Genomic DNA, 24,322 nt, shown 5'->3' with positions numbered 1-24,322 from the left:
TATTACAGCAAACATAGTAGTAGGCGGCGATACAGTAAACACAGGTGTAGCAGGCACCTATGTAGTAACCTATAATGTAAGTGATGCAGCAGGAAATGCAGCAACAGAAGTTACGCGTACAGTAAATGTTATACCAGATACAACAGCACCAGTAATAACTTTAGTAGGTTCATCTCCAGTTAACTTAAATGTGGGCGATACTTATACCGATGATGGAGCAACAGCAAATGATAATAAAGATGGTGACATTACAGCAAACATAGTAGTAGGTGGCGACACGGTTAATACAGGTGTAGCAAGCACCTATATAGTAACCTATAATGTAAGTGATGCAGCAGGAAATGCAGCAACAGAAGTTACGCGTACTGTAATAGTAGAAGATGTACCTACCACAGTTGTATTACACGAAGGTTACTTTGAATCTGGTTGGGATGGTTGGTCTGACGGAGGAAACGATTGTGCTAGAAGACTTGATTCGAGATCATATGAAGGAGATTATTCTATTCGAATAAGAGATAATTCAGGAACGGCATCTTCAATGACTTCTCCATCATTTGACTTATCTCCATATAACGAAGTAGAATTCAGCTTTTATTTCTATGCTCACAGTATGGAAAACAATGAAGATTTTTGGCTGCAATATAATGATGGATCTGGATTTACGACTATAAAAACTTGGACAGGAGGTGTAGACTTTAACAATGGAAGCTTTAGTAATAAAATTATTGTTACGCTTAATGCTTCGCAATATAACTTAGTTAACAATGCTCAGTTTAGGCTTAGGTGTGATGCTTCTGGAAACAATGATCAAATCTTTATTGATCAAGTTGTTATTGTTGGAGACGGCACTAGTGGCTCTGCAAGAGGAACAACTAACAAAATATTGAGTATTCCAGAAGATGAAGTTGTTGTTCTAGAGAAAAACAATTTTAAGCTATATCCGAATCCAGTTAAAGGAGCAGTTTTAAACATCAAGCTTTCTAGCGGAAACAATAACATATCTTATAAAATCATTAACATGCTAGGTCAAGTAGTTAATGTAGGCAAAACAACTAAAGAAGTTATGGTTGGGAATTTAGAGGCAGGTGTTTATTATATAGAAGTAAATAACGGGAAAGAAAAAATGACTAAAAGATTTGTAAAGAGTAATTAACTTAACCTTTTAGTTTATGTTAAAAGTCCACATGGGAAACCCATGTGGACTTTTTGTTTTTTAACAAATAAGATATTTCTTACTTGCTACATGTGGAAAAACCATATTGTTAATAACTACCCTGTAATTTCATCGAAAAATTACAGAATAGTTATTTTTTTAATGTTTTTTAAATTAAATTCGGAAAAATTATAACTAAAAACTAATAATAACTCAAACCATCATTATGATTAAAAAACTACTACTACTTATTATTTTTACGAGCTTTAACGTCTCTTTTGCTCAAAATCAATTTTGGAAAAAAGAAAACCCAGCTAGTAATGCTAAAACTTTAGCAAGCAAAAAAAACCTACCAAAGACCCAAACCTATTCATTAGATGTTGAAGAACTAACCAAGGCTCTATCTAAAGCTCCATTAAGAGGGAATTTTGTCGGAGAATCTAAATTAATTATTGCGTTTCCAAATGCTGAGGGTGAATTTGAAAACTACCGTATAACTGAAGCACCAGTTATGCATCCAGAATTAGCTGCTAAATATCCAGGAATTAAATCTTACGCTGGTCAAGGAATCGACAATAGAACAGATATAATCCGTTTTAGTATTTCGCCAAAAGGGTTTCAGAGTATGCGATTATCTGCAAAAAAAGAAGCGTCTTTTATAGAACCTTATACTAATGATTTATCTGAATATACAGTTTATCGAAGAGCAGATGAGAAAGAGAGTATAAACGATTTTGAATGTGAAGTTATTGACGCCGCGCATTCTAAATTACAATCTAAAGGAGGAACAACATATAAGAATGCAGACGATGGTACGTTACGAACTTTTAGATTAGCAATGTCTGCAACTGGAGAATATACTGCTTACCATGGAGGGACTAAGGCTCAGGCTTTAGCAGCAATTAATGCAACAATGACTAGGGTAAATGGTATTTTTGAAAACGATTTTAATGTTACTATGGTATTAATTGCTAATACAGATGCGGTAATTTATACAAATTCATCTACAGACCCATATAGTAGTTCAACCTCTGGTTATAATGGAGAATTACAATCTACGTTAACAAGTGTTATAGGTGAAGCTAATTATGATATAGGTCATCTATTTGCAAATTTACAAAACAATGGCAATGCAGGATGTATAGGTTGTGTTTGTACTAACGGTAGTAAAGGAAGCGGATGGACATCATATACAACTCCATCTGGTGTAAATTTTGATGTAGACTACGTTGCTCACGAAATGGGGCATCAGTTTGGAGCAAATCACACCTTTACTTTTAGAAATGAAAGTGGTACAGGCGTACAGGCAGAACCAGGAAGTGGGTCGACCATTATGGGGTATGCAGGAATTACAGGTGCTACTGATGTACAACCGCATAGCGACCCTTATTTTCACGCGCATAGTATAAGACAAGTAACCGATAATGTAAAAACAAAATCATGTCCAACTAATACTAATACAGGGAATGCAGTTCCAACTGCAAATGCAGGAACTAATTATACTATTCCAAAAGGCACGCCTTTTGTATTAACAGGATCTGGTACAGATGCAAATTCTGGCGACGTGTTAACGTATTGTTGGGAACAAATGGATTTAGGAACTTCATCGTCCACATATCCAAGTACAACTAGAACATCTGGTCCAGCATTTAGATCGTATAGTCCATCAACAAATCCAAGCAGGTATTTCCCAAATTTAGCAACAATAAAAACAGGAGCTACATCATGGCAATGGGAAGCTGTACCTAATGTTGCAAGAACTTTAAATTTTAGATTTACTGTAAGAGACAATAGAGCTGGTGGAGCAAATAACAATAGTGACGATACAGTTATAACGGTTAATGGAACTGCGGGCCCTTTTATATTAAATGCACCTAATAGCAATGTAACTTGGAATGCTAATACAACTCAAGCGGTTACATGGGACGTTGCAGGTACTACAGGGAACGGGGTTAATGCTACTAATGTTGATATTTTGCTGTCTACAGATGGAGGAGACACCTATCCTATTACTTTAGCTTCTGGTGTTCCTAATGACGGTTCTCATGACATTGTAGTTCCAGACAATCAAGGAAGCCAAAATAGAATTATGGTAAGAGGGACAAATCATATCTTTTTCGATATTTCTAATTCTAATTTCACTATTGGTGCTCCAGTAGTTTGTAATGCTACGGTTCCATCAGGGTTGGCAGCAAGTAATGTAGTCGCTACAACTGCTACGTTAAGCTGGAATACTGTTACTGCTGCTACTTACGATTTACAATATAGAGTTGTTGGAGCATCAAGTTGGACAACTGTTGCTGTTACAGGAGCTACAACCAATTTAACAGGATTAACCGCATCAACACAATATGAAGCGCAGGTAAGAAGTAAATGTAATGGAGGTAGCAATTCTGCTTATAGTAGCGTTATCAACTTTACAACTACAGCTGTACAATTAAATTATTGTACTTCGAGTGGGAATACATCATATCAAACAGGCGTTTCTCGAGTAATATTTGGAGCGATAGACAATGCCGATGGTCCTGCAAAAAATGTTGGTTACGAAGATTTCACTAATCTTAGCGCAGCAGTTACTCAATCTTCATCTGAAAACCTTACGGTTTATGTGAATACAGATGGCAATTATAGAGTAGATGCATTTGCTTGGATTGATTGGAATCAAAATGGAGATTTCACAGACAGCGGAGAAGCATACGATTTAGGTAATATAAGTAATGTAGCTAATGGTGCACTACCAACCTTATCAATTTCTATTCCTGTAAGTGCACAGTTAGGAAGTACTAGAATGAGAGTTTCTGCTAGATATAATTCTAACCCTACTTCTTGTCAAACAAATTTTGACGGAGAAGTGGAAGATTATACAATTAATGTTCAAAGCTCTGGTCCAGATATTATAAAGCCAGTAATAACATTAAACGGAGCTTCTACAGTTAATTTAAATGTAGGACAAACCTATTCAGAATTAGGAGCTACAGCAACCGATAATATAGATGGAAATATAACAGCAAACATTGTAACTACAGGCACAGTTAATACTACAGTAGCAGGAACTTACATAGTAAATTACAATGTAAGTGATGCAGCAGGTAATGCAGCAGATCAAGTAAGTAGAACAGTTATAGTTGCTGCAGATATTGTAAAGCCGGTAATAACATTAAACGGAGCTTCTACAATTAATTTAACTATTGGAGGAACTTATACAGAGCAAGGCGCTACAGCGACTGATAATGTGGATGGAAATATAACGGCAAACATTGTAACTACAGGTACAGTTAACACTGCAGTAGCAGGAACTTACACAGTAAATTATAATGTAAGCGATGCGGCTGGTAATGCGGCAGATCAAGTAAGTAGAACAGTTATAGTTGCTGCAGATATTGTAAAGCCAGTAATAACATTAAACGGAGCTTCTACAATTAATTTAATAATTGGAGGAACTTATACAGAGCAAGGCGCTACAGCGACTGATAATGTGGACGGAAATATAACGGCAAATATTGTAACCACAGGTACAGTTAACACTGCAGTAGCAGGAACTTACACAGTAAATTATAATGTAAGTGATGCGGCAGGCAATGCAGCAGATCAAGTAAGCAGAACTGTTATAGTTGCTGCAAGCTCTACAACTACTTTGCATGAAGGATTCTTTGAATCTGGATGGGATGGATGGAGTGATGGCGGAAGTGATTGTTTCCGTTATTCTGGTTCAAGATCTTATGAAAATAGTTATTCAATAAGACTTCGAGATAATTCAGGAACAAGATCAGCGATGACTTCTCAAAATTTTAATTTAACAGCTTATAACCAAGTTGAAATTAAGTTCTATTTTTACGCGTATAGTATGGAAAATGATGAAGATTTTTGGGTACGTTATTATAATGGTTCTAGTTGGTCTACAGTGGCTGCTTATGCAAGCGGGGCAGATTTCAATAATAACACATTCTATAGTGCAACAGTAACTTTAAATTCTTCTGATGTTAACTTTGCATCTAATGCACAGTTTAGGATTCAATGTGATGCTAGTGCGAATGCAGATCATGTGTATATAGATCAAGTAACTATTAAAGGAATTACTGGAGGGTCTTCTTCTAGAGGAAATAATGATTCTATTGTGCCTTTAGGTGAGTTAAATACTAATGATGGTATTGATTTAGAAGAAAACTTCTTATTATACCCAAACCCAGTAAAAGGAGCTATATTAAATATACGTCGTCTAGACAACAAACCTATCCCATACACCATTGTTAATGTTGTTGGTCAGGTTGTTAAAAAAGGACAAGCCACAAATAAAGTGAATGTTTCTAATTTAGAAGCAGGTATGTATTTCCTTAAAATGGAAGACGGAGAAGAAACTATAACTAAAAAATTTATAAAAACTAATTAAACTTAATTTCTTTAATAAATTTATAAGCCTAGACAAACTTTGTCTAGGCTTTTTCTTTTGAACAAAATTACTGATGTAAAATTATTTAAAAACTCTAAAAGGAATCTTTATTTACATTTTAAACATGAATGATTTCTTCACTACTTAAAAGAGCATCACCACGTAGTCTTAAAAATATTTGAGCTACAGCAATGGTGTCTTTTTCACAGTAAATAATGATTCTATCTATTTCATTTTCTTTATAATAAACGCGGTACACTTCACTACCATCAATATCATCCTTTGGAGAAGGAATACCTAAAACATTGGTTAGTAATTTTAAAGAAGTATAGGTTTTATAATCACCAAACTTCCATAATTCTAAAGTGTCTAAATGAGGGACTTCCCATGGTTTTTTACCAAATAAATTAAGTTTATATGGTAGTTCAATATCATTAATTATCATACGACGTGCGATGTAAGGAAAGTCGAATTCTTTACCATTGTGTGCACAAAGCAAATGTTTAGTTTGGCTAAAATGAGAAATTAATAGATTTTTAAAATCTTTAAGAATTTTAATTTCATCACCATAAAACGAGGTTACTCTAAATTTCCTGTTTTCTCCTTGAGAGGTGAAATAACCAACAGAAATACAGATTATTTTTCCAAATTCAGCCCAAATACCGGCGCGTTCGTAAAACTCCTCAGCAGTAAATTCATCCTTTCTTTGATATTGTGACTTGTGTTCCCAAAGGGCTTGTTTTGTTTCATCTAAATCAGAGAAATATTGTGTTTCTGGAACGGTTTCAATGTCCAGAAACAATATATTTTCAAGATTGAGTTTAGAGATCATAACCTAACATTTTATAGGCCTCTTTAATATAAGTTGTTATATCATCTGTAAATGTTGCAACGGCATCTCCTGGACCTTTTGAATGCCCTAATCTTACAATAATAACATTGTCATTTGGTTCTACAAAAACATATTGCCCAAGATGCCCACGCATCATAAAAAAATGTTTATTCCCAATGGTTTTTAACCACCAGCCATAACCATATTCTGGACTTTCAGGAAAACGAGGTTTTAAAGATTTTGCTACAAAAGCAGAATCTAAAACCTGTTTTCCATTCCATTTTCCGTGGTCTTTATAGAGTTTTCCAAAACGTGCAAAGTCTTTAGCATTACTCGCAATACAGCAATAGGCTTTTACTAAATCATGATCTTCGCTATCTACTTGCCAAAGTGTTGGGTTTTCACACCCTAATGGCTTCCAAAAACTTTCGGTTAAATAGTCGTACATTTTTTTACCTGTTGCTTTTTCAATAACCATGGCTAACATTTGAGTATCTCCACTTGCATATTTATAAGAGGTTCCAGGCTCTCTAACTACTTTTAAACCTAACATCACTTTTTCTAAGTCATCATCAAAATATGCACGTGTTGTAATGGATAATGGCGAATAATATTTTTCGTCCCAATTGGTGCCAGAAGCCATACTGGACAAATCGCCAACAGTCATTTTTGCTGCAAGACCATCGCCAAATTCTGGAATAAAATCACTAACAGGTTGATTTAAACTCTTAATATAACCATCTTGAATGGCTTTTCCCATAAGACCTGATACATAACTTTTAGCCATAGAAAAGGAGTTGGTTTGAGAGTTTTCGTTAAAACCATCATAATAGTTTTCAAACCAAATACTATCATTTTTTATAATAACATAAGCAATAGTACCATTAGTTCCGTTAATGGATTTTAAACCCTCTGATTCTTCAACCGAATTGTAATTTTTGTGATTTGGCCAAGGTTGCGGCGTGCTATTTTCTATTACTTGATTATCAAATTTTTTATAATCTTCTAAATACGCTGTGGTATAACCTTGCAGATATATAGTTCTTACCGCTTTTAGTAAATAGTCAGTATCTGTTGCATAAAGTACAATGACTAATAATCCAAATAATATTACAATCCACTTAAAGAGTTTTTTCAAGAATTTCATCTGTTAATTTTTAATGTAGAACTAAAGATAAGAAAATTCTATACTATTAAAAACGTAAAGGAATAAACGGTAGTTTTACTGTCTATTCTGTTTGCGTTTGCCTTTAAAAAATGTTTTATTGGCAACATAAATAGTTTTGCGTAATTCTGCAATGGTATTGCCTTTTTTATCTATTAGAGTTGAGGTTTTTAAAATGTCCATTTCCCCATTATTAGTTATGGTTTTTTTAATAGCCTTAATTTCGTCTTTGGTAAACGTAAATTCACAATATATAGTTTCTTTTCCAGGGCGTTTGTAGTTTATAGATGCTTCTTTGTCCCAAACAATGTAATCTTTACCTAAAATATTCATAAGCTGAATCATATATATAGGGTCTGTAGCTGAAAGCATACTGCCGCCAAAAATGGTGCCTACAAAATTTCTGTTTTTCCAATTTAAAGGGATTTTAATTTTAACAAAATGTAAATCATCACTTACTTCAATAACCTTTCCTGTAGAGCGCCTGTACATAGGCGACCAATTAAAACCGTACTTGTATATTTGAGCATCAGTAAAGAATCGCTTTGCAATATTTGTAAGTACTCTGTACATTTAAAATAGAGATTGTTGCTTGTACGGGCTTTCATGTTCTAACAACCATTGTTTACGGTGTAAACCTCCTGCATAACCTGTTAAACTCCCGTCGCTCCCAATAACTCTGTGGCATGGTACAATAATCCAAAGGGGGTTTTTGCCATTAGCATTGGCAACTGCTCGTATAGCCTTAACATCGCCTAATTGTTTTGATAACTCTAAATAAGAAACTGTTTTTCCATATGGAATTTGTTCAAGTAAACCCCATACTTTTTTTTGAAAATCGGTGCCTTTTGGATTTAGATATAAATCGAATTGTTTACGAGTGCCTTCAAAATATTCATTAAGTTGAATAACGCAATCTTCTAATTCAACAGGAATAATATCAGTAATTTTTTCTTCAGAATTTAAAACAGTTATCGAAGTAATACCTTCTTTGTCACCAATAATTTTAGTGAACCCTAAAGGTGATTTGATAATACAAGTTTCCATTAATCTTCAATATTTGTCTCTCCTAAAATACCTAATTTTTTGGCTCTGGCCTCCCAATTTTTTCTAGCTTGAACTTGCAAATCGGATACGTTATCACTCTCATCCATAATCTCTAAACCAAGTAAGGTTTCAATAACATCTTCCATGGTTACTAGCCCGCTTACTGTACCGTACTCATCAACTACTAAAGCCATATGGTTTCTAGTTTCAACAAGTTGTTCGAATAATTTAGGAATAGCCATATTGCGATTTACAATAATGATATCTCGTTTAAGTTCGGATAATTTTTTAGCACCATTATTAAGAGCCATTTCTTTGAAGACATCATCTTTTAACACCAAACCTTTTATATTGTCTTCGGTATCGATATATATTGGAACTCTAGAGAAGCGAAGATTTAAGTTTTTATTAAAAAAATCTTCAACAGTTGTAGTTTCATTTTCAGTTTTCATCACTGTTCTGGGGGTCATAATATCTTTAGCCATAACGTCTTTAAACGTTAAAAGATTTTTAATTACTTTGCTTTCAGACTCTTGGAAAACACCTTCTTCATGAGCCATATCTGCCATAGCATGAAAGTCTTCTCGATTTAATACGCTACCGTGACCTTTACCACCAATAAGTTTTGTTGTGAGTTGTAATAGCCAAAGCAATCCAGTCCATTTTAACGGAAAAATTAAAACCCTTAAAGCTTTTGTTGTGAAATTTGCTAAAGCTTTCCAATAGGTAGCACCTATAGTTTTTGGTATTATTTCAGAAGCCACCAATATTAAAATAGTCATGATTGATGATACCACACCAACCATTAATTCTTCGGTAAATTCTATCCCAAAAAAGCTTTTTGTTTGTGAACCATATAGCTCCACATAAGCCACTTTTGCTTGTACTCCAACCAAAATAGCTCCTACGGTATGAGCAATAGTGTTTAAAGTTAATATGGCTATTAATGGCCTATCAACATCTTTTTTTAAGTGTTCTAAGTCTGATGCATAAGCTTTGCCTTCTTTCTTTTTTACATTAATAAATGTTGGTGTAACACTCAATAAAACAGCTTCTAGAATAGAGCATAAAAACGAAAAGAAAATAGAAATAAAGGCAAAAAATAGAAGTAATCCCATGTGATTTTTTAAAACTCTAAAGTACTAAATATTTATGAGTTTAAGTTTAATCTTTTAAAGCCTTATAAAACACTTGTTGTAATTTTGGCCTAATATTTAAATTGTAAATATTGCGGTGTGTTCTACTAGGGTAAACACGATTTGAAAGAAACACAAAAACAAGATTGTGTTTTGGGTCTGCCCAGACAAAAGTTCCTGTAAACCCTGAATGACCAAAACTTTCTGAACTTACTTGTGGAGCAGGATATGAGTCTTTAATACTTAAAGTATCGTTGCCAATTAAAGGTTTGTCGAAACCTAAACCTCGACGATTATTGTTTTCAAAATATTGAATTCTAGTAAACTCTTTTACTGTTTGAGGCTTAAAATATTGCTTACCAGCATAAGAGCCATTTTGCAAAAGCATTTGCATATATTTTGCCATGTCTTCTGCAGAACTAAATAAACCGGCATTACCTGAAACACCTCCAAAGAGGGCTGCATTTTCATCATGAACCCAATTCCTAGTGAGATCTTTTCTAACAATAGTATCAAACTCAGTGGGAACTATGGCATTTTTAAAATTTTTATGCATCGGAATATAACCAAGTGTAGTACAATCTAAAGGATCGTAAAAGTTTTCTTGAATATATTTTTGATATGATACTCCCGTAATATTTTCTATGACTTGCGGATAGATTAATGAGGCTATTCCAGAATATAAATATTCTTTTTTACCATCAGCTTTAACACGTTTAATTTTTCGATATATTTTGTGCTTAAATCTGTTTTTTATGTAAAGATTCTTATAAAATTGATTTGAATATCGCTTGCTTTTTTTAGTACGTAAAAATCTTCTTTTTATCTTACCTTTTTTTAAGGCTTCATTTAAAAAGATGATGTACGGTTTTATTCCAGACTGATGTGCCAAAAGCTCTCTAAGCGTAATATTTTTTTTGTCCTTTTGATGTTTCCAGTCGGTCCAATATTTACTAAAAGGAACATCCAGTTCTATTTTACCTTCTTCATAAAGTTTCATTAAAGCAGGTAGTGGGCCTGTTATTTTAGTTACAGACGCTAAATCGTAAACATCGTTTAAAGCTACTTTTTTAATACTATCATAAGTATGATATCCATAAGCTTGATGAAAAATAATTTTACCTTTTTTAGCGACTAATAGTTGAGCTCCAGGAAATGCTTTTTCGATAATAGCATAATGCATGATAGAGTCTACTTGAGTCTGAATGTCATTTGAATTTAACCCAACAGACTCGGGGGAATCATAAGTAAGTTGTGCACTTGCTACATGAAAACAAAACAAAATAAATAGAATTCTTAAAACGACTTTTTTAAACATGGATTCAAAACAATTATAGTTTTGACAATTTACGAAATCAATTTTACAATATCTTTAGCAAAGTAACTTGCTATAATATCAGCTCCAGCGCGTTTAAAAGCAGTGGTTGTTTCAAGCATAATTTGGTCATGATTTAACCAGCCTTTTTCAGCAGCAGCTTTAATCATAGCATACTCGCCACTAACTTGATAAACTGCAACAGGCGCATCAAATTCGTTTTTAATTTCTCGAAGAATGTCTAAATAAGCCATTCCTGGCTTTACCATAACTATGTCAGCACCTTCGTCAATATCCATTTCTGTTTCGCGAAGCGCTTCATGTCTATTAGCAAAATCCATTTGATAGGTTTTTTTATCTTTTGGAATATTTTCTAAATCTACAGGGGCAGAATCTAGAGCATCTCTAAACGGGCCGTAAAAAGCAGAAGCGTATTTTGCAGAATAACTCATAATACCAGTATCGATAAAACCTTCATCCTCTAAAGCTTCACGAATGGTTAAAATACGCCCATCCATCATATCACTAGGCGCTACAAAATTAGCCCCGGCTTTAGCGTGTGAAATACTCATTTCGGCTAAAAAATCTGCAGTATTATCGTTAGCAATTACACCGTTTTCAATAATGCCATCGTGTCCGTAAATGGAATATGGGTCTAAAGCGACATCTGTCATTACTAACATATCTGGGCACGCATTTTTTACCGTTTTAATGGCACGTTGCATAAGTCCGTTTGGGTTTAAAGCCTCTTTTCCTTTGTTGTCTTTTAAATTATCAGGAACTTTTACAAAAAGCAGTACAGATTTTAAACCAAGTTTCCAGAGCTCTTTCACTTCATTTTCTAGTAAATCTAAACTATAGCGAAAGTAATTTGGCATTGAAGCTATTTCTTCTTTAATTCCTTTGCCTTCAACCACAAATAATGGAACTAAAAAATCGTTTGGAGTAATTATAGTTTCGCGAACCAAGCCACGAATAGCTTCATTTGCTCTTAATCTTCTATTTCTTCTAAGTGGAAACATAATATTTTATTTTGATAGGTTTCGACTGCGCTCAACCTGACATTTAATTTGTATTAAACCCAATCTACAGGTTTATTTAAAACTTCTAATAATTTTTCCTCTTCACTTCCAGCTTTTGGATGATGATTGTAAACCCATTGCACATGAGGCGGCAAACTCATTAAAATACTTTCAATACGCCCATTGGTTTTTAAACCGAAAAGCGTGCCTTTATCATGTACTAAATTAAACTCTACATATCGCCCACGGCGAATTTCTTGCCAGTTACGATGTGCATCTGCATATGGTAAATCTTTTCTTTTTTCAACTATTGGAACATAAGCTTCTAGAAAGCTATTTCCAACCTCGGTTACAAAGTTATACCAATTTTCCATGGTCATGTTATCTGACGCTTTACAGTAATCGAAAAATAAGCCACCAATGCCTCGCGCTTCGCTTCTGTGTGCATTGTAAAAATATTCGTCACAACGTTTTTTATAGGTTGGATAAAATTCTGGAGAATGTTTATCACAAGCTGTTTTGCAAGTTTGATGAAAGTGAATAGCATCTTCTTCAAATAAGTAATAAGGTGTTAAATCTTGTCCGCCACCAAACCAACTATCTGCAATATCGCCATGCTCGTTATACATTTCAAAGTAACGCCAATTAGCATGAACCGTTGGGACCATAGGGTTTTTTGGATGCAACACTAAGCTTAAGCCGCAAGCAAAGAAATTTGCATCGGAAACTCCAAAATGCTTTTGCATTGTTTCAGGTAATTTGCCATGAACTGCTGAGATGTTTACTCCTCCTTTTTCAAAAACATGTCCATTTTCTATAACACGTGTTCGTCCGCCACCACCTTCTGCACGTTTCCATATATCTTCCTGAAATGTAGCTTTACCATCAATAGCTTCTAGTCTAGAAGTAATGATGTCTTGTAAATCTTGAATATATTGGTAAAATGTATTTTTCATTATTTTAAATCATCGATTTATTACAATATGTTGCTGCTTCAAAATCTCGAATATTAATAGCGATAAATGGAATATTAGGAAACATCGTTTTAAGACCAGCTACAATTTGTTTTGAAAGTTTTGCTTTTTGATGTGTAGTTCTGCCTTCCATAATGTTAGCAAATACATGAATAAAAGAGGTTTCTTTTCCCCCAACTAAATAATTATCCATAAAAGGATTAAGACGTACTTTAATATCGTTTTCCTCAAATAAACCTGAGTCGTTGGCATCATTATGAACCTGAAGCGTAACAGACTTAGGGTCTTGTATTTCTAAAATATCTTTTGAGCAATCAATTACAAAATGTGGCATATTATATTAGGGTTCTATTTCGTTATATAATTCATAGAGTTCCATGTTTAAAGGCTTCTCTCCTGGCGGTGTAAATTCATTCTTTAGTGTTTTTTTCCAGATATAATCACAATTTTCAGCAACTTTTACACTTGCAAAATTATCTTTATGTACAATAATTTGAAGTGTTTTTAAACCTAATTCTTTAAAGGCATATTTAGATAATGTATTTACCGCTTTTGTTGTTAACCCTTTGCCTTCAAATGGATAGCCTATACAATAAGCAAACTCACCTTGTTTTTTAATGGAATCGATTTCTTTTATATAAATTAAGCCTGCTAATTGGTTTGTGTCTTTTTGTTTTAAAGTAAACAAAAACTCTTCTCCCGATTTAAATTGATAAGCTTTTTTCTCAGTAAAAAGCCTTGATAAATCTGGAGTTAAATTTTGTTCTAAAGTTTTAGGAAAATACCGTTTTAGTCGGTCTTCATTTGAAACCGCAAAATTGCAAATATTCCAAGTGTCTTCAGTTTTTATGGGTTCTATATAATATGACTCTAAATCAAACAACATTTTCAATTTTGTTTTTAAGTTGTAAAGCTTCAACAGTTCTTATTGATGCAGCGGTAACCGATAATGGTAATACCAAAATAACCCCAATAAAAGGAATTAGGAGGCATAATATAAAAACAATTCCATTACCAATCGCTAATCCACGATGTTTACGAACAAATTGAATACTATCAGAGTATTTATAATGGCGCTCTAAAGTATAATCCATATTACCAAACCCAGCATAATATGCTTGAACCATAAATAATAATATTGTTGAAAATATATTAACTACAGGAATAAACTTTAGAAGTAAAATAGGAATGGTTAATATTAATTCCATCAGTAAGTTTCTGCCGTTTATACGAATACCTCGCCAAAGTTGTTGCATGAACGAGGTGTCCCTATGAGAATGCGCAGGATTTCCTGTTAAATGTGCTTCAATTTTCTCTGAAACGGGACTCATAAACGGCGCTGATAAAGCCATTATAATATGCTTGAAAAGGATAAGCCCAATAACTAAAACAATAAGGCCTCCTAGTATATTGCCAATTGTAGTAAAAGTTTCTTTGCCCCAGTCCCAAATCCAAATTTTCGCTATAAAACCACCAATATTATCAGATAATCCATAAGCTGAGCCAAAAATAATGATTGCAGTAATGAAGCTAATAAGCATAGGAATGGCAAAATATTTCCAAAGCTTTAATTTAGAAATAAGGCTAAAAGCACCAAAATATGCTTTGATCCCTAATGATATGTTTTTAAACATTTTTGCTTTTTAAATAATCGTTTTTTAGCAAACCAAAATACATAACATCTTCAAACTTATCTTGAAAACCTTTGTATTCTTCTCGCAAAACACCTTCTTTTTGAAATCCGTTTTTTATGGCTACTTTTTGACTTCCAATATTATCAGGAGCAATACGCAGAAACACTTTATTCATTTGTAATACTTCAAAACAATATGTTACAACTTCTGATGTGAATTTTGATACAATACCTTTTCCTGCAGTTTGTTTTGAAATAAAATAACCTATCTCACACTTTTTTACGCTGTTGTCAATATTTTTGATATTAACTAAACCGACGAGGTTGTCTGTTTGCGTGTTTTTTATAAAAAAAGAAAAACATCTCTCTTCACTTTCTTCTGAGACCCATTCATCAAATAGCATTTTTGCTCCTTGTTGTGTCTCACACCTTTTTACAGTTCCTGCAAATCCTTTTTCTATATATGTTTTATTGGCATAGATTAAATCTAAGAATGCTTCAAATGAAATTGAATTAATACGTTCTAATTTATAATCTAAATGGCTCACAAGGCACAGATTAACTATTATATTCTTTTACAGCATCAATAAACGCTTTAGCATTATCTAAGGGAATATTAGGTAAAATACCATGCCCTAGGTTTACAATGTATTTGTCTTTACCAAAGTCGTTAATCATTTGATGCACCATTTTCTTTATCTCAGCAGGTGGAGACAACAGTCTTGATGGATCGAAATTACCTTGAAGTGTTATATTACCACCAGTTAAATAACGTGCATTTCGTGCAGAACATGTCCAGTCTATCCCTAAAGCGGAAGCATTAGATTTTGCCATATCTCCAAGCGCAAACCAACATCCCTTTCCAAAAGCAATTACAGGTGCATCATCTTTTAAAGCTTCTATAATTTGGTTTATGTATTGCCAAGAAAATTCTTGATAATCAGTTGGAGAAAGCATACCTCCCCAGGAATCGAAAACTTGAACAGCATTTACGCCAGCATTTACTTTTTCTTTTAGATAAGCAATTGTTGTATCGGTTATTTTTTGGAGTAATTGATGTGCTGCTATTGGGTTTGTAAAACAAAACTCTTTGGCTTTATCAAAATTCTTGCTGCCTTGACCTTGAACACAATAGCAAAGTATCGTCCATGGTGAACCTGCAAAGCCAATTAGAGGAACTTCATCATTTAATAATTCTTTAGTAGCTTTTATAGCTTGATAAACATAGTCTAACTCAACTTTTACATCTGGCACTATTACATTATCTACATCTTTTTGAGTTCGCACAGGGTTTGGTAAATACGGGCCAAAATTTGGTTTCATTTGTACCTCGATATTCATAGCTTGTGGAATCACTAAAATATCACTAAACAAAATGGCAGCGTCCATTCCGTATCTACGAATAGGTTGCACTGTAATTTCGCTAGCTAATTCTGGAGTTCTACACCGTGTAAAGAAATCGTATTTCTCGCGAATTGCTATAAATTCTGGTAAGTAACGTCCTGCTTGACGCATCATCCATACTGGGGGGCGATTAACAGTCTCTCCTTTTAGTGCTCTTAAAAATAAATCGTTTTTTATGCTCATATTTTTTTGTAATTCTCGCGAAGGCGGGAATCTTTTTTTTGTATTGACGTTTATTATTTAAACGTAATTTTCATTAACTAACTCAATGACACTTTCTACAGTTGGCACTTTAGCAATTCTAACATCTTTAAAATGTTTTTTTGCTTCTTTTGCTGTGGTTTCACCTATACAAAATGCAATAATTTCTTCACTGTTTTTTTGAATATAACTTTGCACTGTTGATGGACTATAAAACATAACACCTTCAATAGAATCATCAATTTTTATAGCATCAAACTTTGTTTGATAGGCTTCAACCTCGTTAACCTTTATATTATTGGTTTCCAAAATGGTTGGCAAATCATCAAGTCTTAAATTACTGCAAAAATAAGTAACTTCAGTTCCTTCAATATATTCGACTAAGTACTGTGCTAATTTTTTTGCATTCTTTTCAAAGTGAGTAACTTTGCCAATTTTTTGTTCTATTAACCGCTTTGTACGTCTTCCAACACAGTAAATATTTTTAAACTGTAATTCTGCTGCAGAATAATTAGTAACTAAAGACTCAACAGCGTTTTTACTAGTAATAACAACATTTTTAATTTCGTTTTTTAAAAACCTAGGATGAATTCTATTCAAACTTATTTTTATAAAATCGTTGCTTTCAACTTTTACTTTTTCATGAAATAGTAAGCGTTGACTTTCGGTAAACGATTTTGAGGAATATACATTGGTTTTCTTATTAGAATGTTTAATGGTGTCCATTAAACGTTTACCGCCACGCTCAATAACAAAATCGGCACAAAATTGGGCTATATCACTATGCTCTCCTAATTTTTTTACTCGTGTAACGTCTATACGTTTAGAGCCATTTTCACTTAATAAAACGCCTTTAAAGTTTATTTCTTCGTTCTTAATATATGCAAGTGCGCCAATAGGAGCTGTACATCCTCCTTCTAATTTGTTTAAAAACTCACGTTCAATGGTAGTGCAAATCTCGGTTTCCTCATGGTTAAGCTCAGCACAAATAGTTCTTACTTCTTCGTCTTCTTCTAAAGCAGTAATCATAATAGCTCCTTGAGCAGGTGCAGGAATCATCCAATCTAAATTAATAGCTTCTTCTGGTCTTATACCTATACGACCAATACCAGCAGCTGCGAAAATGGCGCCATTCCAATTTTCATTATCCTCTAATTTCTGTAAGCGCGAATTCACATTGCCTCGTAAATCTACAATTGTATGAGTTGGATAACGATTTAGCCACTGTGCTTTTCGGCGTAAGCTACCAGTTGCAATAACCGCTTTTTTAGCACTTAAAAACTCTTCGTTATTTTTGTAAACTAAAGTGTCGTTCACGTTCCCGCGTTTTAAAACAGCAGCTTGTACAATTCCTTTTGGTAAAACTGTTGGCACGTCTTTTAGCGAATGCACAGCAATATCAATGTCATTATTTAACATAGCGATATCTAGAGTGCGTGTAAAAATACCGGTAATCCCTAGCTCGTATAATGGTTTGTCTAAAACAATATCACCAGTAGCCTTTACAGGAACAAGTTGTGTGCTATGGCCAATGTTTTCAAGTTGTTGTTGTACTATTTTGGCTTGCCATAGTGCTAATTCACTATCGCGAGTGCCAATTCTTATGGTTTTAGACATTTTTTGTAGAAGGTTCTAACTGAAACACTTTTTTTATAAGTTCAAGACTTTCGTCTGTAGAAATGTTGTCATCTTTTAAATGATGAGCGAAATGATTTGTGATTTTCTGAATGATGTTATTACTAATTATTTCAGCTTGCTGTTCGTTGAAGTCTGACAACTTTTTTCGTTGTGTATCTAACTCAGCAACTTTAAAATCGTTTAGTTTATGCTTTAAAGCTTTAATTGTAGGTGCAAATTTTCTGGTTTCTAACCACTCATTAAACTCTGTGTTCACATCTTCTATTATAGATTCTGCTAAAGGAATATGCTTTTTCCTTTCCTCTAAAGTTTGATCAGTCATTTTAGATAAATGATCTAAATGAACCAAGGATACATTTTCTAGTTCACTTACATTTTCATCTACATTTTTAGGAATCGATAAGTCTAGAATAAGTAATGGATTTGTAGATTGAATAATGTGCTTGTCTATTGTAGGTCGTTGCGCCCCAGTTGCAACAATTAAAATGTCAGTTGTGTTAATTTCTTCCTGTAAATTAGCATAATCTTTAACAACTAAATTAAACTTTCCAGCAATTTGTTCAGCTTTATTTTTCGTTCTGTTTATTAAAGTAATATGCTCATTTTTAGTATGTTTTACAAGGTTTTCGCATGTGTTTCTTCCTATTTTTCCAGTGCCAAAAAGAAGAATATTTTTGTTTGAAACACCCTCAATTGTATTTAAAATATATTGAACTGATGCAAATGATACTGAAGTAGCGCCAGAAGAAATATCGGTTTCGGTTTTAATACGTTTACTAGCTTGAATCACTGCATTTACCAAACGTTCAGAAAATGGGTTTAGCAAACCAAATTTTCTTGAAAGTTTTGCACTCTTTTTAAGCTGGCTAATAATTTCAAAGTCGCCCAAAATTTGGCTATCTAAACCAGAGCCAACACGAAACATGTGAGCAATAGCTTCCTTGTTTTTATAAACGTATGCTACTTTTTGAAATTCTTCAACAGTGCCTCTTGTATTATCACAAAGCAATTGAATAAGCTGAAAAGGGTGTTGAGCAAAACCATAAATTTCGGTTCTGTTACAGGTTGAGGTTACTACCAAACTTTCAATATCATTTTCTTTGGCTTGATTTATAAGTGCTAACTTCGAATCTTCATCCAAACTAAAGCGTCCTCTTATTTCGGCATCAGCTTTTTTATAACTTAAACCAATAGAATAAAAGTAATTACTTCTAGATATATTATATTTTTGCATTTAGTGTTTTGTAATTTCAATAGCAAATGTAAATTTATGATTATAAAAAAAACAACGCTAAAAGAACTTTTAATATCGTTTCGAGTTTTTTATGCTTATTTTTTTATATAATATGATAAATGTCATATTTTTGTAGTGAAATCAGTGGTTTTTGATTGTTTAGTTTAGAATGAATCTAAATAAAGTAAAATGAATAGTGAGGAAATTGCAAAAAAAAATGTCGCTAGAGGGGCTTTTGTAGAAACTCAAGTAGATGATGGCTTTTTAGTTTTTACTTATAAGAACGATGATAATCGGGTTCAAAAAGTTACAAGACATATAGATAGCGATTACATTCAGTTCCATTTTTGTGTAAAAGGATCGAGTAAATTTATTTTTAATGAAGGCAGATATGCTTTAAATATTCAAGAAGAAAACTCATTATTACTTTACAATCCACAGCGTGATTTACCTATTGATTTGGAAGTGGATCCAAATTCTTGGATGGTTTCCATTTTAATTTCTATTAAAAAGTTTCATGGGTTATTTTCTCAAGAGGCTGATTATATTTCATTTTTAAACGAAGATAATAGAGATAAAAAATATTATAAAGATGGTGTTATATCACCTTCAATGGCAATTGTTTTAAACCAGTTAATAAGTTTTAATCTTAATCAATCTATAAAAAGCCTTTATTTTACAGGAAAAGCATATGAGTTGTTAAGTTTGTACTTTAATAGAAGCGAAGATGCAAATGTAGAACAATGCCCCTTTTTGGTTGATGAAACCAATGTAATTAAGATAAGAAAAGCAAAAGATATTGTTATTTCTAGAATAGCAGAACCGCCTAGTCTACAAGAGCTTGCAGATGAGATAGGATTGAATTTAAAAAAGTTAAAAGAAGGGTTTAAACAAATTTATGGCGACTCGGTTTTTAGTTTTTTGTTTGATTATAAAATGGAAGTCGCTAGAAAATTATTAGAAGCTGGCGAGCATAATGTAAATGAGGTTGGGCATAAAGTAGGATATAGTACTTCTAGCCATTTTATTGCTGCTTTTAAAAAGAAATATGGCACAACTCCAAAAAAATATTTAATGTCTCAGACATAAAAATTATATATGAAAGGAATTTTACTAGTAAACCTTGGCTCTCCAGACAGTCCAGATCCAAAAGATGTAAAAAAATATTTAGGCGAATTTTTAATGGACGAGCGTGTTATCGATATCCCGCTAGTAGCAAGAACAGCCTTAGTAAAAGGTATTATATTAAATACTAGACCCAAACAATCAGCTGCAGCATATAAAAAAATATGGTGGGACGAGGGTTCACCACTTATTGTAATTTCTGAACGACTCCAAAATAAAATTCAACAGCAAGTTGACATACCAGTTTCATTAGCAATGCGCTATGGTAGCATGACTATAAAAAAAGGGCTTCAAGAGTTAGTTGATAAAGGTGTAGATGAGGTTTTGCTTTTTCCATTATATCCTCAATTTGCTATGGCAACAACCGAAACTATTACGGTATTAGCCGAAGAACTTAGGCAACAATATTTCCCAAATATTTCCATTGAATCTGTTCCCGCATTTTATAATAAACCAGATTACATCGAAGTACTTTCAAATTCGATAAAAAGTCATTTAGAAAATAAACAAATAGACCATTTATTGTTTTCATACCACGGTGTTCCAGAAAGGCATATTCGAAAAAGCGATGTTACAAAATCGCATTGTAAAATAGATGGAAGTTGCTGCGAAACACCAAGCAAAGCGCATGAGTTTTGCTACAGACACCAATGTTTAGAAGTAACAAGATTAGTTGCTAAAAAACTTGATTTAAAAGAAGCCACATATTCTACCTCATTTCAATCACGTTTAGGGTTCGATCCATGGCTATTACCGTATACAGATAGAACTATAGAACGTTTAGGTAAACAAGGCGTAAAAAACATGGCAATAGTAACTCCTGCTTTTGTGAGCGATTGTTTAGAAACTTTAGAAGAAATAGCGATGGAGGGGCAAGAGATTTTTCATGAAGTGGGGGGTCAAGATTTTATAACAATACCATGTTTAAATGACGATGTTGCATTTGTTGATTTGTTATCAAATTGGATTAATAAATGGACTAATACAAAAATTGAAACCACTTAACCATGGACTATTTTTTAGGGTATTATAATTATATAAAAGCACTGCATCTTATTTTTATAATTACATGGTTTGCAGGATTATTTTATATTCCGCGCTTGTTTGTATATCAAATAGAAGCTTTCCATAAACCCTCACCAGAAAAAGAAATTTTAGGAAAACAATTAAAGTTAATGGCAAAACGGCTTTGGTATATTATCACTTGGCCATCTGCTATATTAGCAACACTTTTTGCCATTATTCTACTTGTTTTAAACCCCGCTTTGCTATATTTAGTTTGGATGCAGGTTAAACTAGGCTTTGTGGTATTACTAATTATTTATCACTTAAAAACGCATCAATATTTTAAGCAATTACAAAATGACGTTGTTAAAAAATCATCAAGTTTTATGCGTATTTGGAACGAAGGAGCAACTCTTATCCTGTTCGCTGTTATCTTTTTAGTCATCTTAAAAAGTGCTATAAACTGGATTTTTGGAGTATTAGGCATCATTGTTTTAGGAGTGCTTTTAATGTTAGGATTTAAACTTTATAAAAAAATTAGAGAAAAAAACACTGAAGCTTAATTTATTATAGCGTTACCCTATCGGGTCGGGCTATTCAATACAATCTTTTTACTCGTGCCTCATAAAAAGGATTTCCTTTTCTATCCCTAACGCACCTATCTATTAAGTTCTGTTTTTTTTAAATCAACCTAAAGCTGTTTGGTTTGATTATTGCTATATTTATGCAATCGCAAAACCTCTAAATGAAACTAAAAAAGCTCTCTTTACGTACACGTATTTTTTTAACCATGATTTTGCTGGTGCTATTGGCGTCTATACTTATTGCTGTTATAGCCATTTATCAATACAAAGAAGAAACCAAAGATTATCACAAACAACGGTTAGAGCGTAAAGAACAAAGTATAAAAACACACATAAATAGAGTTTTAAATAGTAGACAAAATACATGGGAAATTAAAACAGAAAATGTTCCACTAATTTTTAAAGAGGAGATATCGAATATTGCCGAAATACATAGACTTCAAATAAATTTGTACGATTTAGAAGGGTCTCTTTTAATCACATCAAGAGCAAACTTACAGCCAAATTTAAAAGATAAATGTATTGATGCAGAGATTCTAAATAAAATATCAAACACTGTAGAACTAAATAGCATAACTGGATTAGCAGAGCATAGGTATGTTGATAAGCATCAAGAAAACGGCGAAACGTTTCAATCATCATATACTTTTATTAAAGATCAAAAATCTAAGTCGTTAGCCATATTAAATATTCCGTATTTAGAGAAAGACGATTTTCTTTCTAAAGAACTTAATGAATTTCTTGAACGAATAACTTATGCCTATTTGTTTGTTTTACTTATGGCAATTGGAGTTGCGTTTTTACTATCAAAATATATTACAAAATCGTTAAAAACCATTAGCGATAAAATTAACGCAACACGATTAGAAAAACGCAACGAAAAAATTGATATTGATGACACAAGCGAAGAAATTTCAACACTTGTAAAATCATATAATAGTATGATTGACGAGCTTGAAGAAAGTGCGGTACAGTTAGCCAAAAGCGAACGAGAGCAAGCTTGGAGAGAAATGGCAAAACAAGTAGCGCACGAAATTAAAAACCCATTAACACCAATGCGTTTAACGGTACAGAATTTTCAACGAAAGTTTAACCCAGAAGAAGAAAATATTCATAAAAAAGTTGATGAATACAGTAAAACGCTAATTCAGCAAATAGATACTATGAGCTCTATTGCTTCAGCATTTTCCAACTTTGCGAAAATGCCAGCACAGCAAAATGAGACCTTAAATGTGGTAAACATTGTCAAGCTAGCTTTAGATATTTTTAATGAAGATTATATTCACTTTCAAGCTGAAGAAGAAGAAATTATTGCCAAGTTAGATAGAACACAGCTTATTAGAGTGGTAACTAATTTAGTAAAAAACGGAATTCAATCCATACCAGAAGGCAAGGAGCATCCTAGCGTGGTTATTCAAGTAACTTCAGAAAATAATCATGTTAATATCATAGTTTCAGATAACGGGAAAGGCATTTCTGAAGAAAACAAATCGAAAGTTTTCGAACCTAAGTTTACTACAAAAACGAGTGGTATGGGACTCGGTTTAGCTATGGTACAAAATATTGTTGAAACTTATAAGGGAAGCATTACATTTACATCAGAAAAAGATAAAGGGACAGTGTTTAAAGTCTCTTTTCCAAAAGAATAAAATTATGAATTACGAAAACATTTTAACGTCGTTTCAAAACGGAATTACAATTATAACCATAAATCGCCCAACAAAATTAAACGCTTTAAATAAGGCAACAATTAAAGAATTACATGAGGCTTTTAAAAGTGCTAATGACGATATAAACACAAAAGTTATTATTGTAACCGGTAGCGGCGAAAAAGCATTTGTTGCTGGAGCAGATATTTCTGAATTTGCTGATTACGATTCTAAAAAAGGTAAAAAACTAGCTAAAAAAGGACAAGAGCTGTTGTTTAATTTTGTTGAAAATTTATCTACGCCAACTATTGCTGCCGTTAACGGTTTTGCTCTTGGAGGAGGTTTAGAATTGGCCATGGCTTGCCATTTTAGAGTTGCTAGTAGCAATGCAAAAATGGGCTTGCCAGAAGTATCGCTTGGGGTTATTCCAGGTTATGGAGGTACACAGCGTTTACCTCAATTAATTGGCAAGGGACGCGCTATGGAACTTATTATGACGGCAGGTATGATAGATGCTAACCAAGCACTTAATTATGGTTTGGTAAATCATGTAACTACTCCAGAAGAATTGCTACCACAATGCGAGAAAATAGCAGGCAAAATAGCACGTAATTCTTCAGTGGCTATTAGCGCAGCAATTAAAGCAATTAACGCCAATTTTAAAGACGGTTTAGATGGTTTCGAGGTTGAAATTTCAGAATTTGGTGATTGTTTTGATACCCCAGATTTTACCGAAGGCACTACCGCTTTTTTGCAAAAACGAAAAGCTGACTTTCTTGGGAGATAGAGATATACCTTTAAGTTGTTAAGAATAATTA

Annotated in this window: 22 protein-coding genes; 7 read left to right on the top strand and 15 right to left on the bottom strand. The window is 33.2% G+C overall.

What is annotated here, in order from left to right; all coding sequences use genetic code 11:
- On the top strand, positions 1-1,153 hold a 1,153-nt coding region (locus tag M3P09_RS15190; protein WP_249973787.1), incomplete at its 5' end, for an immunoglobulin-like domain-containing protein.
- 226 nt (positions 1,154-1,379) lie between these two features.
- Entirely contained in the window at positions 1,380-5,540 is a 4,161-nt protein-coding gene (locus tag M3P09_RS15185; RefSeq protein ID WP_249973786.1) for an immunoglobulin-like domain-containing protein, read from the top strand.
- A 118-nt stretch (positions 5,541-5,658) separates the two neighbouring features.
- Here the strand turns inward: M3P09_RS15185 and M3P09_RS15180 are convergent, their stop codons facing one another.
- The 15 genes from M3P09_RS15180 to hemA all read right to left on the bottom strand — a co-directional run bounded on the left by M3P09_RS15180 (position 5,659) and on the right by hemA (position 19,141).
- On the bottom strand, positions 5,659-6,372 hold the full coding sequence (locus M3P09_RS15180; protein ID WP_099565257.1) for a 3'-5' exonuclease: 714 nt from the start codon (positions 6,370-6,372) through the stop codon (positions 5,659-5,661).
- The gene (locus M3P09_RS15175) at positions 6,362-7,519 is read right to left on the bottom strand and encodes a serine hydrolase domain-containing protein (protein WP_249973785.1); all 1,158 of its coding nucleotides are present in this window, start codon (positions 7,517-7,519) and stop codon (positions 6,362-6,364) included. The genes M3P09_RS15180 and M3P09_RS15175 overlap by 11 nt, the downstream gene beginning before the upstream one ends.
- A 75-nt stretch (positions 7,520-7,594) precedes the next feature.
- Complete coding sequence (locus M3P09_RS15170) at positions 7,595-8,110, bottom strand: DUF4442 domain-containing protein (RefSeq protein ID WP_249973784.1); 516 nt, start codon at positions 8,108-8,110, stop codon at positions 7,595-7,597.
- On the bottom strand, positions 8,111-8,584 hold the full coding sequence (locus M3P09_RS15165) for a methylated-DNA--[protein]-cysteine S-methyltransferase (protein ID WP_099565260.1): 474 nt from the start codon (positions 8,582-8,584) through the stop codon (positions 8,111-8,113).
- Positions 8,584-9,702, bottom strand: a complete 1,119-nt coding sequence (locus M3P09_RS15160) for a CNNM domain-containing protein (RefSeq protein WP_099565261.1) — start codon at positions 9,700-9,702, stop codon at positions 8,584-8,586. The genes M3P09_RS15165 and M3P09_RS15160 overlap by 1 nt, the downstream gene beginning before the upstream one ends.
- A gap of 46 nt (positions 9,703-9,748) precedes the next feature.
- Positions 9,749-11,038 (bottom strand): serine hydrolase domain-containing protein, encoded by a 1,290-nt coding sequence (locus M3P09_RS15155; protein WP_249973783.1) that lies wholly within the window; start codon positions 11,036-11,038, stop codon positions 9,749-9,751.
- Positions 11,039-11,067: 29 nt separating this feature from the next.
- On the bottom strand, positions 11,068-12,057 hold the full coding sequence (gene hemB, locus M3P09_RS15150; RefSeq protein ID WP_249973782.1) for a porphobilinogen synthase: 990 nt from the start codon (positions 12,055-12,057) through the stop codon (positions 11,068-11,070).
- Positions 12,058-12,110: 53 nt separating this feature from the next.
- A complete protein-coding gene (hemF, locus tag M3P09_RS15145; protein ID WP_249973781.1) occupies positions 12,111-13,013 on the bottom strand; it encodes an oxygen-dependent coproporphyrinogen oxidase in 903 nt (300 codons plus the stop codon).
- 4 nt (positions 13,014-13,017) lie between these two features.
- The gene (locus M3P09_RS15140) at positions 13,018-13,365 is read right to left on the bottom strand and encodes a 5-carboxymethyl-2-hydroxymuconate Delta-isomerase (RefSeq protein ID WP_099565265.1); all 348 of its coding nucleotides are present in this window, start codon (positions 13,363-13,365) and stop codon (positions 13,018-13,020) included.
- A gap of 6 nt (positions 13,366-13,371) precedes the next feature.
- Positions 13,372-13,917, bottom strand: coding sequence for a GNAT family N-acetyltransferase (locus M3P09_RS15135; protein ID WP_249973780.1), 546 nt, complete (start codon positions 13,915-13,917; stop codon positions 13,372-13,374).
- On the bottom strand, positions 13,907-14,665 hold the full coding sequence (locus tag M3P09_RS15130; protein WP_249973779.1) for an EI24 domain-containing protein: 759 nt from the start codon (positions 14,663-14,665) through the stop codon (positions 13,907-13,909). The genes M3P09_RS15135 and M3P09_RS15130 overlap by 11 nt, the downstream gene beginning before the upstream one ends.
- Positions 14,658-15,212 carry a GNAT family N-acetyltransferase gene (locus M3P09_RS15125; protein WP_249973778.1) on the bottom strand — a complete coding sequence of 185 codons (555 nt, stop codon included), beginning with the start codon at positions 15,210-15,212 and terminating at the stop codon, positions 14,658-14,660. Before M3P09_RS15125 ends, M3P09_RS15130 begins: the two co-directional genes overlap by 8 nt.
- A 10-nt stretch (positions 15,213-15,222) precedes the next feature.
- Positions 15,223-16,251, bottom strand: coding sequence for a uroporphyrinogen decarboxylase (gene hemE, locus M3P09_RS15120; RefSeq protein ID WP_249973777.1), 1,029 nt, complete (start codon positions 16,249-16,251; stop codon positions 15,223-15,225).
- A gap of 57 nt (positions 16,252-16,308) precedes the next feature.
- A complete protein-coding gene (gene hemC, locus M3P09_RS15115) occupies positions 16,309-17,886 on the bottom strand; it encodes a hydroxymethylbilane synthase (protein ID WP_099565270.1) in 1,578 nt (525 codons plus the stop codon).
- Positions 17,879-19,141 (bottom strand): glutamyl-tRNA reductase, encoded by a 1,263-nt coding sequence (hemA, locus tag M3P09_RS15110; protein WP_099565271.1) that lies wholly within the window; start codon positions 19,139-19,141, stop codon positions 17,879-17,881. Before hemA ends, hemC begins: the two co-directional genes overlap by 8 nt.
- 189 nt (positions 19,142-19,330) lie before the next feature.
- Between hemA and M3P09_RS15105 the strand changes: the two genes are divergently transcribed.
- The 5 genes from M3P09_RS15105 to M3P09_RS15085 all read left to right on the top strand — a co-directional run bounded on the left by M3P09_RS15105 (position 19,331) and on the right by M3P09_RS15085 (position 24,291).
- Entirely contained in the window at positions 19,331-20,230 is a 900-nt protein-coding gene (locus M3P09_RS15105) for a helix-turn-helix transcriptional regulator (protein WP_099565272.1), read from the top strand.
- A gap of 9 nt (positions 20,231-20,239) precedes the next feature.
- On the top strand, positions 20,240-21,271 hold the full coding sequence (gene hemH / locus M3P09_RS15100; protein ID WP_249973776.1) for a ferrochelatase: 1,032 nt from the start codon (positions 20,240-20,242) through the stop codon (positions 21,269-21,271).
- A 2-nt stretch (positions 21,272-21,273) separates the two neighbouring features.
- Positions 21,274-21,834, top strand: a complete 561-nt coding sequence (locus tag M3P09_RS15095) for a CopD family protein (RefSeq protein WP_249973775.1) — start codon at positions 21,274-21,276, stop codon at positions 21,832-21,834.
- A gap of 182 nt (positions 21,835-22,016) precedes the next feature.
- On the top strand, positions 22,017-23,504 hold the full coding sequence (locus M3P09_RS15090; RefSeq protein WP_099565275.1) for a sensor histidine kinase: 1,488 nt from the start codon (positions 22,017-22,019) through the stop codon (positions 23,502-23,504).
- Between the two features lie 4 nt (positions 23,505-23,508).
- Positions 23,509-24,291, top strand: coding sequence for an enoyl-CoA hydratase/isomerase family protein (locus M3P09_RS15085; RefSeq protein ID WP_249973774.1), 783 nt, complete (start codon positions 23,509-23,511; stop codon positions 24,289-24,291).
- Positions 24,292-24,322: the final 31 nt, after the last annotated feature.

This window comes from Jejuia spongiicola (assembly GCF_023502325.1).
Taxonomy (GTDB): Bacteria; Bacteroidota; Bacteroidia; order Flavobacteriales; family Flavobacteriaceae; genus Wocania_A; species Wocania_A spongiicola.
This window is presented reverse-complemented; position numbering and strand designations above follow the sequence as displayed.